Genomic DNA, 14047 nt, shown 5'->3' on the forward strand with positions numbered 1-14047 from the left:
CCGCCCGTCCAAAAAGGACGGGCGGGACGCCCATCCCACTTTCAAGAGTGGAAGTTATTTAATTCTCATTCCTTAGTTGGGCGAGATAATTGACATACTTGTGAAGGCGATCGGTTTCAGTGTCAAGTAAACGACTGGCCCAAGAATGTACATTAAGTTGCGATCGCATTTCTCGAAATACCGCAGCATCCCCGCGATTGTCTAGAGGAAAAACCCAAGCATCAAATCCTGCCGACTTGAGACGGCTAACAGTTCCCTCGCCATCTTGCACCCACAATTGAGGGTTAATGCGAAGGGGTTGACAGGAATATTCACCGACAACAATTCCCCCCACAGAAACGCTAGCATCTTCTCCACGATTGGAAAGTTCTTGCAAAATAGCTTTGAGGGAATTGAGTTTTTTCCCGTCTTGTACTTGCTGCGGTGTCAGCTTGACAATGACCATTTCTAAAACTTCCACAGGCTTTGTCGATCGTACAACGTTGACTGGTTCCGCCGGCCAATGGTTATTTACTTCCGGTTGGGCCTTCTCCATTTCCTCTTCAACCTGTACTGTTTCCACCGGCTTTGCAGTGTCTACAATTATCTGAATTTCCTCCCCATCTTTCTCGATTTTTCCACTAATCAGTAATATAGCATTCTCTACCATGTAAGGTTTCACTTGTTCGTAAGCCTTGGGGAACACCACAGCTTTTATTTGAGCTGTCAAATCTTCTAATTGCAAAATTGCCATCGCATCGCCTTTTTTTGTCACTACCATTTTGATAGCGCTGAGCATGACAATAACTGATACTTTCCCCTTTTTATCTGCTAACTGTTCGAGAGTCACAACATCGGGGTCTGGGTTTACTTGCATGAGAAACTTTAGGGGATGTTCTGACACATAAAAGCCAAGCAGTTCTTTTTCTAAACGCAATTTTTCTTGGTTGTCATAATCTTTTATTAATTTAGATTTAGGCGCAGACTCATAGGTATTGACTGACTTGCCAAAGCTATTCCCACCTAACAAGTCAAAAAGATTACCTTGGCCGCTTTCTCGGTCTCTTTTGCGCTCTTGCGCCCATTTAATCACCCCTTCGAGGTCGTGTACTAATTGATTGCGGTTTTTTTCAATTTTATCAAAAGCACCGCATTGAATTAATGCTTCTAGAGCGCGGCGGTTGACAGAATGGAGATTTACGCGATCGCACAAATCAGCCAACGATTTAAACTTACCCCCTTCCTGCCGCGCCTCCAAAATATTTTCAATAGCCCCTTCACCCACATTTTTAACCGCCGAAATTCCAAACAAAATTTTATGTTTTTCAGCTTTAGTCATCTCCATCGGCAATGGCGTAAAAGTTAGTTCAGAACCATTAATATCAGGCGGCTCAACGTCAATCTTCAGCTTGAGACAATTAGCAATATATCTCTGTACCTTCTCCTGGTCGCCTCTGTTAGCAGTCAGCAATGCAGCCATGTACTCTACAGGAAAATTTGCCTTTAAATAAGCAGTTTGATAAGTGATATAGGCATAGGCCATTGAATGGGATTTATTAAAGCAATATTCTGCGAATTGAAGCATTTGCCCGAACAAGTCTTCGGCAATTCTTTGAGTGACACCATTCTTAGTCGCCCCATCAATAAATATTTCCTTTTGCTTCTGCATTTCATCAGCCTTCTTCTTACCCATTGCGCGACGCAGCAAGTCAGCTTGACCTAAAGAATAGCCCGCCAAATCTTGAGCCATCCGCATAATTTGCTCTTGGAAACAAAGCGTTCCATAAGTCTCTTTTAAAATCGGCTCTAACAGCGGATGGTCATATTTAACCACCTCTCTACCGTGTTTGCGATCGATAAATTGTGGAATCAAACCAGCATCCAGCGGGCCGGGACGATAAAGCGCCAGAATAGAAGAAATATCATCCAGACAGGAAGGTTTAATTTTTTTTACTACATCCAGCATCCCAGAAGATTCTAGCTGAAAAATACCTTCTAAATCTCCTTTTTCTAATAGTTGATAAGTTTTTGCTACATCAGGGGGCAACTTGTTATTCCTAGTAAATGTCTCTTGAGCTCTGCGTTCTATATTAGAAGGCAAGCCTTCGGCATCGATAGTTATATCCTGCGTGTGCTTAACATAATCAACTGTTTTTTGGAGAGTTGTTAAATTTTTAAGTCCCAGAAAGTCCATTTTCAGTAGCCCCAAAAATTCCAAGTCTTCCATGAAATATTGGGTGATTACAGCGCCTTCATTATTCTTTTGCAATGGTACAATTTCATCAAGGGGGACGGAAGAAATTACCACACCGGCGGCATGAACACCATAGGTTTTGTTAGTTCCTTCAATGCGAATTGCCATGTCAATCCACTGACGCACTGGGACTTCGGTGCCAGTTTCTGCATTTATGCAAATTGTATTTTCGTAGTTGTCTCTAAATTCCTGTGCAGGTGTTGCATCGGAAATCATCACTTTTAGTTTTTCCGGTTTCCCCCGCGACACGGGAATCATTTTTGCCATTTCGTCTGCTTTTTTGTAGGGAATACCTAAAACTCTGGCAACATCTTTCAAGACAGCTTTTGATGTCATTCTGTTAAAGGTAATAATTTGCGCTACTCGGTCTTCGCCATATTTTTCAGTAACGTATTTAATCATGTCGTCGCGCCTTTCTATGCAGAAATCGCTATCAATATCTGGCATAGATTTCCGTTCGGGATTGAGAAATCGCTCGAATAGTAGTCCGTGGTGTACGGGGTCGATATTGGTGATTTTGAGGACGTAGGCAACTAGAGAACCTGCGGCAGAACCGCGTCCTGGCCCTACTGGAATATCGTTGTCTCTCGCATATTTTATGTAGTCCCAAACTACTAAAAAGTATTCCGAAAAGCCCATCTGCTGAAGCATTTTCAGTTCGTATTCTAGTCTTTGTTTGTAGACTGGGGGGATTTCATTTCTGGTGCGGGCTTTGAGGCGTTCTAACAGTCCCAGCCAGGATATTTCTTCTACATAAGTATCGGCTGTATGTTCTGGGGGAATTGGAATTGTGGGAATCCGAGCTTCTCCTGTGAGCTCGTATCTCGATACTTTATTTGCGACATCTAGGGTGGTTTCGATCGCCTCTTTGATTGTTTCATCATCCAAATGGTCTCGAAACAGTTGCGCCATCTCCTCTGCGGACTTTAAATACTCAGTGCCGCTGTAGCGCATCCGCTTGTCTTCTTCAATCAGTTTGTTGGTGTTAATGCACAGTAAAGCATCGTGTGCTTCTACGTCGTTGCAGGAAATATAGTGAGAATCATTGGTGGCAATTATTTTAATTTTGAGTTCGCGGGCAATTTTGACGATTTCAACATTAACAATCCGGTCTTCCGGGGAACCGTGGTCTTGAATTTCTATATAGTAATCTTCTCCAAATACTTCTTTATACCACCCTGCTACTTCACGGGCTGTATCTAGCTTGTTTTGCAGAATCATTTGGGGAACTTCGCCGCCCAAACAAGCACTGGTGACAATTAAACCTTCGGAGTATTGTTTTAGCAGTTCCTTGTTGATGCAAGGTCGGGCAAAAACACCTCTTTCAGGCATTCCCTTTAAGTGGGAAATTGTGGTTAGTTTGACGAGGTTTTTATAGCCTTGGGTATTTTTAGCTAAAACAACTTGATGGTATTTTCTTCTACCTCGAACTTTTACTTCAATGTCGCCGTTGACGACATACATTTCATTGCCAATAATCGGCTTAATATTTTTATTTCGGCAAACTTTGATTAGCTCGATCGCGCCGTACATCACCCCGTGGTCTGTAAGGGCGATCGCGGGCATCCCCAATTCCACCGCCCGTTCTGCGAGCTGCTGTAGCTGAGAAGCCCCATCTAGCAAGCTATAATCGCTGTGAATGTGCAAACCAACGAAGGACATAGCGATTTTGGATTTTAGATTTTAGATTTTAGATTGTACACCATCCGGATAGAGAAAGATCAAATAAAAAAAATTGGGACTCAATCGTTGTTCTCTCGTAGGGTGGGTATCGATTGCATTACTAAATAGCGATCGAAGTTTTACAAACTTGCTTGTTTCAAATAACCTTCCAAATCTTTAATCCGTTCTTGCGTCACTCTGGCCCTGCAATAACCGTAGGTAGAAGCAGCCAAACTACCGCCTTCAAACTGTCCTTTTGCATAATCACAATTTTCATCTCGAAATTTAATCCAAGTACGCTGTGCCACCGTCAATCTCTGCTTTTGTCTACTGCTGATTTTTGCTTGCAGTTGCTTATAAACTTGATTGAGCTTTTTGTCGGCAGCCTCAAACTCTTGACTAGAACACATATTCATGTCTAGCGTGGTTTGAGGACTTTTGCAGTTAGGTTGTTGGGCGACTTGTACGGGAATGTTGCTGGCTTTGCTGGGAAGCAAAAATCCGGCTGTCAACAAAAGCAAACTTGCGACAAATTTTACCCAAAGAGTGCTATTTTTCACTTACTTTCTCCCTTTTTTTAATCTTTAATTTTCTCTGCTGGCTGCGCCGATCGCCAAATCCACCAAGCCGCCGCCCACAAAGTAAAATTGCCGAAGAGAGTCATCGCCGCTTGCAGGGTAACAATCCATTCTAGGGCTGGGGAGTTGTCAAAATAGTGCCATGTACAGGCACACATAGCGCTCACGAGAGCGGGCAGCATTCCGGCGGAAAGGGCCCACCAAGCTCGGTTTTGAGTGACTTCGCCGTAAGTCCAAATTAACCAGATGGCGGCAATCCACTCGACGACGCTAGAGACGTGAATAATCCAGGTGGGAATTGACAAAGCGTGCATTTTTTGTATTGTGAACGAAGATGAAAGATTTATCGATCGGGACTTACGCAACTGTCATATAAAGTATGATGAGTCAGTCGATTTTAGATTTTAGATTTTAGATTTTAGATTTACTCCACAGATGAATCTTGGAGCTTGAGCTTTAGTCTAAAATTTTAGGAGCATCCACGACTTAAGTCGGGGGTTGTACCTGTTTTTGGGCTAGTCATACAATTTTAGATTAGCGAGTTGATATTTTATTAAATTTGCGATTTGAGCTGAATGATGACGTAAAGCCTTGAAGCTTGCTGACAGTAGCATTTTTTTGGGTAGTAGTATTATCTCATTTCAAATCTCAAAAAAATCTAAAATCCAAAATCTAAAATCTAAAATAGTTACATTCCCCATTACCAACAAAGAAAAGAGTAGAAATGCGAGCAATTTTGTGCGGCTATTACGGTAAAGGCAACGGCGGCGACGAGGCGCTGTTGGCATCGCTACTGCAAATGTTACCTGATGGCGTGACGCCGATCGTCCTGTCTGGCAATCCTGTCGAGACAAATCAGCGGTACGGGGTAGCTGCGCGCGATCGCATGAATGCCTTTCAAGTTCTCGAAGCACTCCGCACCTCCGACGCCCTAATCTGGGGCGGCGGTAGTTTAATCCAAGACGCTACTAGCATTGTGAGTCCTTTCTATTATGGTGGTTTGATGGGATTAGCGCAGCAGATGGGCTTAAAAACTGTTGCTTGGGCCCAGGGAATTGGGCCTTTGAAGCGCGAAATCACTCGCAAGTTATCTCAGCGCTGTTTTGCCGGATGCACCGCCGTCAGCGTGCGGGATAAAGGTTCAGCTACTTTACTTGCAGATTGGCAAATTCCCTTTACTTTAGCGCCCGATCCCGTGTGGGCTTTGGAGAATTCTCCCGTGTCGGGTTTGTGGGATTTACCTGCGCCCAGAGTTGCTGTTTGTTTGCGTTCTCACTCTACACTAACTCCCGCCCGTTTGTCAATCTTAACTCAAGCTTTAGTTGACTTTCAAAAAGCAACTCGCACCTTAATTTTGCTGCTGCCTTTTCAAGCGTCTCACGACTTAGAAATTGCCCAACATTTGCACGAAGCCCTGCCAAAAAGAAGCTGCATCCTCAGTTTAGACGATCCGAGAAAGTTGAAAGGAGTGTTCCGGGGAGTCGAAATGGCGATCGGGATGCGCTACCACAGTTTAATTATGGCAGCATCCGAAGAATGCCGCTGTTTTGCCCTCAGCTACGATCCCAAAGTCAGTCAATTGATGGATGAGTTAGAAATGCCGGGATACTTATTATCAGAATTGCCAGAAGATCCTTATTTAATCAGCAAAACCTGGATGGAACACTATGCTAACGGCGACGCCTTATCGCCAGACAGGATAAAATTTATAGTAGAGCGATCGCTCTTTCATCGCGAAGTATTGCGAGCCGCGCTCCAGCAGTCTCCGTAAGAGGTAAAATACCGTGACAGCCAGTACAGCCGACTTAAAAATTACCTGGGAAAAATTGCCCGAGGACTTCATTTTAGACGAGGAACCTGTGGAAAATATCGACCAGCCCTTGCTCGCTGCTGCCTTGCGAGAAATCTTAGAAATCGCAGGGCTAATTGTAACAGGAATATTAGTTGCCCCAAACATGGGAATTTGTGCGACAGTAGACAGCAAGCTAGTTATCAAAGCTCCAGATTGGTTTTATGCCCGCAACGTCCAGCCGCTGGAAAATCAAGAAATTCGCCGCAGTTACACTCCCAACTTAGAAGGGGAAATTCCGGCGATCGTGATGGAATTTTTATCAGCTACTGCCAACGATGAATATTCTCGCAAAAAAACTTATCCCCCCGGCAAATGGTTTTTTTACGAGCAAATATTGCGAGTGCCAGTCTATGCACTTTTTGAACCAGCCGCCGGAGTGTTAGAACTCTATCATTTGGATTCATCAGGAAAGTATGAAGTACAACCACCCGATGCTTTCGGCCGTTATTGGATTTCTGGAGTTGGATTATTTCTAGGTGTTTGGTATGGCACAAAAGCCGAAAGAACCGGATATTGGTTGCGGTGGTGGGATGAAAGTTCAGAGATGTTATTGTGGGGTGCAGAAATGGTAGAAAGAGAAAGGCAGCAAAGGGAAATAGCCCAACAACAAGCCGAACAAGAACGGCAGGAAAGGGCTATCGCTCAACAACAAGCCGAACAAGAAAGGGAACGGGCCGAACAAGAACGAGAACGATCGTCCCTATTGGCCGCACAATTAAGAGCATTAGGCATTGAACCAGAAGCTTAAAAAATAGGCGATGCTATTCGATCGAAAATCATTGCCAGCAGTTCTACCGCATTCTTAGTAAGAGGTAAAATACCATGACATTCAATCCAATTCAATTCAAAATATCCTGGGAAAAATTGCCCAAAGATTTCATTTTAGACGAGCAACCCCTGCAAGATATCGACCAGCCTTTGCTCGCCGCCGCCTTACGGGAAAGCTTAGAAATTGCGGGGCTAATTTTGGAGGGAACATTAGTTGCGCCTCATCTGGCGATTTGTGTAACTTTCAACGATAAGCTAGTTATAAAAACTCCCGATCTGTTTTATGCCACCAACGTACAGCCCCTTCCAGATCGAGAAATTCGCCGCAGTTATACCCCCAACCTAGAAGGAGACATTCCGGCAATTGTCATGGAGTTTTTGCCAGATAATCCTCCTAGTTATCAGGATGAATATTCTGCCAAACAAACTTATCTCCCCGGAAAATGGCATTTTTACGAACAAATATTGCAAGCTCCAATCTATGTAATTTTTGAACCTGCGAGCGGAGCTTTAATAGTACATCATTTGAATTCATCAGCAGAGTATAAAAAACAGCAACCCGATGCAAACAATCGTTATTGGATTCCGGGAATTGGGTTATTTCTGGGTGTTTGGCAGGGAACAAAAGCTGAAAGAACCGGATATTGGTTGCGCTGGTGGGATGAGAGCGGAGAGATGTTATTGTGGGGAGTAGAGATGGTGGAAAAGGAACGGCAGCGAGCCGATCGACTAGCTGCACAATTAAGAGCAGCAGGCATTGAACCAGAAGCCTAATGCAATAATGAGCAATTAAAAATTGTCCCTCTGCAATTTAATATCGCTCATTAACTAAAAAGTATTAGACAACATCGCAAAAATCAATATTTATCGGCGTTAATCCACGTTAATCAGCCTTCATCAGCGGTTAAAAAATACATTCAGGAGACAGCAAAATTGGCAAGAGTAAGAGTGCGGGAACACGTCAATCCCCTATCAATTAGATATCAAGCATCTGCAAGTCCCCCGGATTGGACTAAAATCTATGCCGACTTAAATTTACCGCTGCATTTAGATATCGGCTGCGGCAGAGGACGGTTTTTGTGGCACATGGCGCAAGTACAAACTGACTGGAATTTTCTCGGATTAGAAATTCGGGAACCTTTGGTAGAGGAGGCGAATCTTTGGCGCGACGAAAAAGGCTTGACAAATTTGCACTATTTGTTTTGCAATGCTAATAGTTCCCTCAAACCAATCTTAGAAACTTTACCCGCAGGTATTTTGCAGCGAGTTAGCATTCAATTTCCAGATCCGTGGTTCAAGAAAAAGCACCATAAACGGCGGGTGGTGCAGCAGGAATTAGTCAACGAATTGGCAACTTATCTGGCAATTGGCGGCGAAGTTTTTATCCAGTCAGATATTGAAGAAGTAGAAAGCGAAATGTGCGCTCGCTTTTCATCTCACCCTAGTTTTCAACGTCAAAATGGGGGCGAATGGCTACCAGAAAATCCCCTGCCTGTGGCTACTGAAAGAGAAATTGCTACTCTGAAACGGGGCGAACCAGTTTATCGAGCACTCTATCAAAAATAATGCTAGCTTTTGCCAACTCACCTTTGTCATAAATGTTATAACTTACATCTTGCACCTTTGTTGGGAACAGGCAAGATGCCTGTTCCACAAAACTTAATTTTCTTGTGGAACTTTAGGAACAGGCAAGATGCCTGTTCCACAAAACTTAATTTTCTTGTGGAACGGGCATCTTGCCCGTTAATAAAAAAATTATTTCTAACTTAAACCCAAGATGGCAGCCACATCCTAATTTTCCATTCCATTTGCGACAAAGGCAGTCCCAAATAGATAGGCATCCAGAAAATAAAAGCACCCAAAACCAGAAAAATAATTGTTACCCCCATCCCTCGGAGTCGAGTTTGAGGGCTGTGCAGCCACCTGTCAGTCCACCAAGCAAGTGCTAAGGCTGCAAACACAGAACAGCCCATATAATGGTACAAAAATATGCAGCGAGTCACCTTCACCCAAGGCAGCAAATTAGCGGCCCAATTAACTATTAAATATAACCCCAGCCACATTTCAGCAGTCGGCGGAAACAAAATCGGCCGCTGCTGTTCTATCGTGTCAACAGAAGCCTCGCTGCGCGTTTGCAGCCACACCAAAATCCGGTGAACTAAAAGTCCTATTACTAGCACTAAAGCTAAGGTTGACAGCCACCAAAGGAAGGGATTTCCCATTGCGTGAACGTCAAAAATTACCTCAGTTGCACCTTCAGGTAAAGGCGGCAAAACCGGATCTGGTTGGGCATTGTTGCTAGCTTTTTTGAAGAAGTAAACTATCGGGCGCAGCATCAACGGCCAACCGTACCACGCGGAACAGTAAGGATGTACATCTGGGCCGCTTTTAATCCGCTGGTGATAAGTCAAAATTTCCGTTTGCATCTGCCAGAAATTGGGAGTTGGATTAAAGTGCAGGTGAGGAATCCAGGATATGCTATAAACTAAAATAGGAATAATAGCTAGACTAAACCATACTTCTATAAAACTGAGTTGAGTCAGTTTTTGTACGGGACTTTCGGGAGGAATTAGAGCCGAATTAACCTCGCGAACCTGTTCTTCATCTTCTTTGTTTCCCTGAATAAAACGAACTGCCCAAGCGCACAGCAACATCAGATAAGTACCGAAAAGAAACCACAATCCGTTCCATTTGATAGCCGCAGATGCGCCGAAACCTATCCCGGCTAGCACCAGCCAAAACCAGCGCTTCTTACCTTCAGCTTCTACTGATTTTAAAATAAATAACTGGCCTAATATTCCAAACAAAACTAGATAAATGTTGTTCAGCGCGTAGCGAGATTCAACTAAAAACAAACCGTCGCAGGCGATAAATAAAGCAGCCAGAAAAGCAAAGGTGCGGCGCCCAACGAGCTGATAAGCTAGGGCTCCGACAACTAGGGGAATAAAGGAACCTGTGAGAGCATTCAGCCAGCGGTAATCCCAAGGAGAAAGCAGGGAGCCAGCCATACTGTTGACGGCGGTTTTGCCGAAGGGAAGGTGAGTGCCGATCCAAATGCCGATCGCAATTATGTACTGGCTCAGAGGCGGGTGAGCGTTGAAAAAAGGAGTTTTTGTGAGATAATTGTTGGCAAATTTAGCGTAATAAACCTCGTCAAATACTAAGGTGTTAAATCGCTCTAGTTCCCAAAAGCGGAGAGTTAAGGAAAATAGAAAAATGCCTAGCATTGCTAGGGAAAAAATAACATTCGATTTGTTAAATTGTGTTTTCTTGATTTTCATAAAACAGCAGCAAATAATAGATCCTAAATTTGAGGGCGATCGCTAATTTAAAATTCCTGAATATAGAGTAACCTAAAATAGGACTTGTGCAGAAACCGAATTTTTGATGAGAAACCGGGTTTTTTGGAAACACCCGGCTTCTAATAATGCTTGGAGAGTGCAGCGAGAAGCAGTAACGACTATTGTTTCACCAAATGCTCCCGATCTAATTGGCCAGCCGGAAGGAAAAGCGCGGATCACAAGGTGCGATAGATTATGATAGCAGCTAATCATGTCTTTTTTTGAGCGAGTGCTTATGAATCCCATACTTTCGATTTGGGGGCGTTGGGGGTTAGCTGTAGGTGCGACTATCTTGATGGGATCTGCCGCCGCGCCAAATCCCCAGACATTTGAAAGTTTTGCTGATTTTTGTAGCAACAAAGAGAATTTGACCCCTGAAGCCAGACATACGGTGGAGGTGTTGCTATCAAAAGCAAAAACACAAGAGTGCGATCGCGCTCAAAAAACACTGACTAATCTCACAGAACTTTCCCTGATTCGCAATCAAATAGTCGATATCAAACCATTATCAAAATTAACCAATCTGAGAAAGCTCAACCTCAGTAGAAATCAAATAACAGATGTGCAACCCTTATCGGGACTAACAAATCTGAGATCTCTCGTCCTCAATTTCAATCAAATCTCAGACGTGAAACCATTATCGGGACTGACTAATCTGACGGATCTTTTCCTCGAAGCCAATCAAATCGTCGATGTAAAACCTTTAGCTGGATTGACTAATCTAACAGGGCTGTCCCTCGCATCTAATCAAATTGTAGATGTGACACCTTTATCGAGAATGACTGAGTTAAACTTTCTTTATTTGAGTGACAATAAAATCGCCGATGTGAAACCATTATCGGGATTGACAAATCTGATATTGCTTTTCATCGAATCCAATCAAATCGCAGATATCAAACCTTTAGCGGGATTGACAAATCTGACCGCCCTACACATCAGTAGAAATCAAATCGCAGATGCCCAACCTTTAGCGGGATTGGTATATCTGACCACCCTCGATGTCAGTAGAAATCAAATCCCGGATGGGGAAGCCGATCGATTAATTGAGAAAAACAAACAACGATTAAATCAAAAAACAGATGAAGCCGAGCGCTTGATTCAAGAAGCTAGGCGATTATTCGCTCAAGAAACAGCAGCATCTTACCAGGAGGCATTGCAAAAGTTTGAGGCAGCGCGTTCGCTTTATCAAATGCTTATAAATCGGGAGAAGGAAGCTTACACACTGCATCAAATGGGCTTCATTACTAATAGATTAGGAGACAGACAGCAAGCCCTGAACTACTACAAGCAAGCCCTTTCTTGGAATCGGACTTTAGCCGATCGCCCTAAACAAGCCGTCATCCTCAACAACATCGGCGCCGTCTACTATGCTTTGGGAGAGAAACAGCAAGCCATCGACTACTATAACCAAGTCCTTTCCCTAATTCGAGCAATGGACGATCGCCCTGAAGCAAGTATCAACCTCAGCAACATCTCGGACATACCCGCAAACAGCGACACATCTTTGGGCGATCGCACTGCAGAAGCCACCACACTCAACAACATCGGCTTAGCCTACAACGATTTAGGAGAAAAACAGAAAGCAAAAGAGTATTTCAACCAAGCCCTTCCCTTATTCCGCGCTATGGGCGATCGGGCTAAGGAAGCCACTATCCTCAACAATACTGGCTTAGTCTATTCAGATTTGGGAGAAAAACAAACAGCCCTCGACTACTACAAACAAGCCCTCGATTTGAGACAAAAAGCGAGAGATCCGCGTGGAGAAGCCCACACCCTCAACAATGCAGGTAATACTTACTCAGAATTGGGAAAACAGCAGAAAGCAGAAGAATATTTCAACCAAGCCCTGCCACTGTTTCGCGCTGTGGGCGATCGTCCTGGGGAAGCCCTCACCCTCTACAATAGGGCTATTCTCAAAGGCGATCGAGGCAATTTAATCGCAGCCCTCACTGACATTGAAACCTCCATCAAAATCATCGAAAACCTCCGCACCAAAATTACCAACCACGAGCTCCGCATCTCATACTTTGCCACCGTACAACACTATTACCAGTTATACATTGACCTGTTAATGGAACTGCACAAAACCAATCCCAACTCTGGTTACGATCGCAAAGCCTTAGAAGCCAGCGAAAGTTCCCGTGCCCGCAGCCTTCTCGAACTTCTTCAAGAAGCAAACGCCGATATTCGCCAAGGTGTAGCCCCGGAATTATTGCAGCAAGAACGCAATTTACAACAGCAACTCGATGCCTTAGAAACACGCCGAATCGAAACTCTAAGCCGCCCCAATCATACCCCCGCAGAAAAAGTAGAATTAGACCAAAAACGGCAAACTTTACTAGGACAATATCAGGACATTCAAGCCCAAATCCGCTCCACCAGTCCCCGGTACGCCACCCTCACCCAACCGCAACCTCTAACGCTGGCACAGATTCAACAACAAATCCTCGATGACAATACCATTTTACTCCAGTATTCTTTAGGGAAACATCGTAGCTATCTCTGGGCTGTGACTAAAACCAGTATCACCAGTTATGAATTGCCCAAACAGGTTGACATCGAAAAAGTCGCCCGCAATTTCCGCAATGCTGTGACTAACCCGCGCTACCGAAACATTCCCGATCGAGTTGCTGAAGCTAACAACACGCTTAGTCAAATTATTTTACAGCCAGTAGCAGCACAACTCGCTCAAAAGCGCCTGCTGATTGTTGGCGATGGCATTCTCAATTACCTCCCCTTTGCCGCCCTCTCACTCCCCGGAAAATCCGGTGAAAATGGGAATTCGCCTTTAATTGTAGACCATGAAATTGTGCTGCTGCCTTCTGCTTCCACCTTGGGAATCTTAAGACAAAACTACAATGACAGACAACCCCCAACTCGGACTTTAGCAATGCTCGCCGATCCAGTTTTTAGCGGTGACGATGAACGAGTCAGAACCCAGTCTAATAGCGCCAATCCCCAAGCAATAGAATCAGTAAATCTCGGTTTAAGCCGCTCTAGCCGCGCCAATAACATACAGTTGAGCCGTTTACAATTCACTCGCCAAGAAGCTCAAATCATTCAAGCGTTAGTTCCGGCCAATTCTCGCACCGCATCTTTGGATTTTGAAGCCAGCCGCGCCGCAGCAACCAGTCAGAACTTAAGCCAATATAAAATCATTCATTTTGCCACTCACGGTTTAGCGAATAGCACTAACCCGGAACTATCGGGAATCATCTTGTCACTGGTAGATGAAAAGGGGAATCCCTTAAACGGATTTCTGCGACTTACTGATATTTTCAATCTCAAATTAGCAGCAGATTTAGTAGTGTTAAGTGCCTGTCAAACCGGATTAGGGCAGAACATTCAAGGCGAGGGCATGGTAGGATTGACACGGGGATTTATGTATGCAGGGGCTCAGCGAGTTGTGGTGAGTTTGTGGAATGTGGATGATGAAGGAACAGCTACATTAATGTCGAGTTTCTATCAGGGAATGCTGCAAAAAGGGTTAAGGCCAGCGGCAGCATTGAGGGCGGCACAACTGGAAATGTGGAAGCAGGAAGAGTGGCGTTCTCCTTATTATTGGGCGGCTTTTACTATTCAGGGGGAATGGCGATAAATTTTATGAAAAACA

Annotated in this window: 10 protein-coding genes; 6 read left to right on the plus strand and 4 right to left on the minus strand. The window is 44.2% G+C overall.

The genetic code is table 11. The features are described 5' to 3' along the window. Positions 1 to 58: 58 nt before the first annotated feature. From QUB20_RS03030 to QUB20_RS03040, 3 genes are all read right to left on the minus strand, one after another. Positions 59 to 3895 (minus strand): DNA polymerase III subunit alpha, encoded by a 3837-nt coding sequence (locus tag QUB20_RS03030; RefSeq protein ID WP_333244572.1) that lies wholly within the window; start codon positions 3893 to 3895, stop codon positions 59 to 61. Between the two features lie 140 nt (positions 3896 to 4035). Beyond that, the gene (locus tag QUB20_RS03035) at positions 4036 to 4455 is read right to left on the minus strand and encodes a lysozyme inhibitor LprI family protein (RefSeq protein ID WP_333244575.1); all 420 of its coding nucleotides are present in this window, start codon (positions 4453 to 4455) and stop codon (positions 4036 to 4038) included. A gap of 17 nt (positions 4456 to 4472) precedes the next feature. Further along, a complete protein-coding gene (locus QUB20_RS03040) occupies positions 4473 to 4787 on the minus strand; it encodes a DUF2499 domain-containing protein (RefSeq protein WP_242715849.1) in 315 nt (104 codons plus the stop codon). Between the two features lie 410 nt (positions 4788 to 5197). On the opposite strand from QUB20_RS03040, the gene csaB reads away from it, so the two are divergent. The 5 genes from csaB to QUB20_RS03065 all read left to right on the plus strand — a co-directional run bounded on the left by csaB (position 5198) and on the right by QUB20_RS03065 (position 8863). After that, complete coding sequence (csaB, locus tag QUB20_RS03045; RefSeq protein ID WP_333244578.1) at positions 5198 to 6244, plus strand: polysaccharide pyruvyl transferase CsaB; 1047 nt, start codon at positions 5198 to 5200, stop codon at positions 6242 to 6244. A gap of 13 nt (positions 6245 to 6257) precedes the next feature. Then, complete coding sequence (locus tag QUB20_RS03050; protein ID WP_333244582.1) at positions 6258 to 7073, plus strand: Uma2 family endonuclease; 816 nt, start codon at positions 6258 to 6260, stop codon at positions 7071 to 7073. A gap of 74 nt (positions 7074 to 7147) precedes the next feature. Then, a complete protein-coding gene (locus QUB20_RS03055; RefSeq protein ID WP_333244585.1) occupies positions 7148 to 7867 on the plus strand; it encodes a Uma2 family endonuclease in 720 nt (239 codons plus the stop codon). A gap of 159 nt (positions 7868 to 8026) precedes the next feature. Further along, positions 8027 to 8659 carry a tRNA (guanosine(46)-N7)-methyltransferase TrmB gene (gene trmB, locus QUB20_RS03060; protein WP_333244588.1) on the plus strand — a complete coding sequence of 211 codons (633 nt, stop codon included), beginning with the start codon at positions 8027 to 8029 and terminating at the stop codon, positions 8657 to 8659. A gap of 75 nt (positions 8660 to 8734) precedes the next feature. Further along, on the plus strand, positions 8735 to 8863 hold the full coding sequence (locus QUB20_RS03065) for a hypothetical protein (RefSeq protein WP_333291154.1): 129 nt from the start codon (positions 8735 to 8737) through the stop codon (positions 8861 to 8863). Here the strand turns inward: QUB20_RS03065 and QUB20_RS03070 are convergent. Next, on the minus strand, positions 8860 to 10374 hold the full coding sequence (locus QUB20_RS03070; protein WP_333244592.1) for a phospholipid carrier-dependent glycosyltransferase: 1515 nt from the start codon (positions 10372 to 10374) through the stop codon (positions 8860 to 8862). The two genes, QUB20_RS03065 and QUB20_RS03070, sit on opposite strands and share 4 nt — an antisense overlap. Before the next feature lie 271 nt (positions 10375 to 10645). Here QUB20_RS03070 and QUB20_RS03075 point away from each other — a divergent pair, with 271 nt between their 5' ends. Next, entirely contained in the window at positions 10646 to 14032 is a 3387-nt protein-coding gene (locus QUB20_RS03075) for a CHAT domain-containing protein (RefSeq protein ID WP_333291156.1), read from the plus strand. Positions 14033 to 14047 lie beyond the last annotated feature (15 nt).

This window comes from Microcoleus sp. B4-C2 (assembly GCF_036705265.1).
In the GTDB taxonomy this organism is placed as follows: domain Bacteria; phylum Cyanobacteriota; class Cyanobacteriia; order Cyanobacteriales; family Microcoleaceae; genus Microcoleus.